Origin of the sequence: Vibrio sp. Vb0888, assembly GCF_033338835.1 — a bacterium.
GTDB classification, from domain to species: domain Bacteria; phylum Pseudomonadota; class Gammaproteobacteria; order Enterobacterales; family Vibrionaceae; genus Vibrio; species Vibrio alginolyticus.
In genome coordinates, this window is the sequence record NZ_JAWOTL010000071.1 from 1 (window position 1) to 1,751 (window position 1,751).

Annotated in this window: 3 protein-coding genes; all 3 read left to right on the forward strand. The window is 45.4% G+C overall.

Annotation, left to right across the window (positions count from 1 at the left end):
* Positions 1-468, forward strand: a 468-nt coding sequence (locus R7P72_RS23870) for a pyroglutamyl-peptidase I (protein ID WP_318110808.1), incomplete at its 5' end; no start/stop codon positions are given.
* 181 nt (positions 469-649) lie between these two features.
* On the forward strand, positions 650-913 hold the full coding sequence (locus R7P72_RS23875) for a hypothetical protein (protein WP_005462091.1): 264 nt from the start codon (positions 650-652) through the stop codon (positions 911-913).
* Between the two features lie 63 nt (positions 914-976).
* The coding region (locus tag R7P72_RS23880; protein ID WP_318110809.1) for a GTP-binding protein at positions 977-1,751 on the forward strand (775 nt) is incomplete at its 3' end.

Here is a 1,751-nt window from a genome sequence, read left to right on the forward strand (position 1 = left end):
GAAGCGCATCAACGAGATTGTGTTATTACCGTTGGTCAGGCCGCGGGTAGAGCGGCAATAACGCCCGAACGCGTTGCAATTAATGTGGATGACTTCCGAATTCCAGACAACGGTGGCAATCAGCCAATCGATGAGCCCATCATCGAACAAGGCCCGGATGCGTATTTTTCGTCTTTGCCAATCAAGCGTATTGCTCAAACGTTGCATGAGAGTGGCATCCCTTGTCAGGTTTCTAATAGCGCGGGGACGTTTGTGTGCAACCATCTGTTTTATGGAGTGCAGCATTATCTGAGGGACAAATTGATTCGGCATGGATTTGTGCATATTCCGTTGTTGCCAGAACAAGCGACGGATGGCAATCACCCGTCAATGAGCCTCGATATGATCGTGGCTGGCCTAAAGTTGGTGGCACAAGTTGTCATTGAACACGAAAGCGATGTTGTGGTGAGTGGTGGACAAATTTGTTAGTAAGCTACTGAAATAACTAATAAGTTACTAAGCGTATGTTCTGCCAAATGTTAACTTGCTCAAATTTTGCTTGCTTCGAAAGGAGTAGCATTAGAGTGTCGGATTGAAGGTGTATGACTTTCGTTCGGTGCCCTTGTCACAGGAGGTGTCAGGGGCTTACTCTCAAAAAAGGCGAGTTATCATGAAAAGCAACAAAAGTAAGGCTATTGCACTTATCTCTGTCGTTGTTTTCGCTTTGGCTATCGCTGCGCTTAAATTCGAAAACACGCTCGGAATCCTTCCAATCTTAGTCGCGATTATCGCATTCTTTACCTGTGTCATTCACACCAGTATGTACCTGTCGAATGTGAAACGTGCAGAGGCGGTAAGTCATTCTGACTATTCTCAAAACTCAAACCGTCACACATTAAATCAAGACATAAGCGAGCGTGATAAAAAGCGTTGAAGCAAGTCACATTCTCCGTATACTTTGCCCCAGCACTAATGCACGACTGTGTCGGAGAAAAACATGTCAAATCGAGTACCTACCAACATACTGACCGGATTTTTGGGTGTCGGTAAAACGACCACGATTTTAAATCTTTTAAAGAACAAACCTGAAAGTGAAAATTGGGCGGTGTTGGTCAATGAGTTTGGTGAGATTGGCATCGATGGTGCATTAATGACCGACCAAGGTGCGTTGATTAAAGAAGTGCCGGGCGGTTGCATGTGTTGTACCGCAGGCGTTCCTATGTCTGTCGGTATTACGGCATTATTGCGCCAAAAGCCAGATCGTTTGTTGATTGAACCAACAGGCCTTGGTCATCCAAAACAAGTGATTGCGACGCTGACATCAGAGCAATATCTGCCATACGTTGATTTAAAGGCGACCATCGCGTTAGTCGACCCTCGTAACTTGAGCGATGAAAAATACACGTCTAATCAAAACTTTGTTGATCAGCTAGACAGTGCCGATGTGGTGATTGGCAGCAAAGTCGATCTCTGTTCAAGCCATGATATTGATGTGTTCAACGATTGGGTTACCGATCAAACGCCAGCTAAAGTGTTCAGTAAGTTGATTCACAACGGCGAGCTGCCGATTGAAGTTCTGGATATTGAACGCGTACACGGCAGTGCTTCTTCTCATATCGAAACGCATCACCATGAGCATGCACACCAAGAGCCTCAGTTTCAGTTACCACCCGGTGAAGCTTTCATCCGTAAAGAGAACAAAGGGCAGGGCTATTTCAGTTGTGGCTGGCTATTTGGCGCTGAATACAAATTCGATTTTGATAAGCTGTTCT

Excerpts from the sequence above, each read along its gene's own strand:
- R7P72_RS23875 (WP_005462091.1), top strand. The coding sequence starts at position 650 with ATGAAAAGCAACAAAAGTAAGGCTATTGCACTTATCTCTGTCGTTGTT.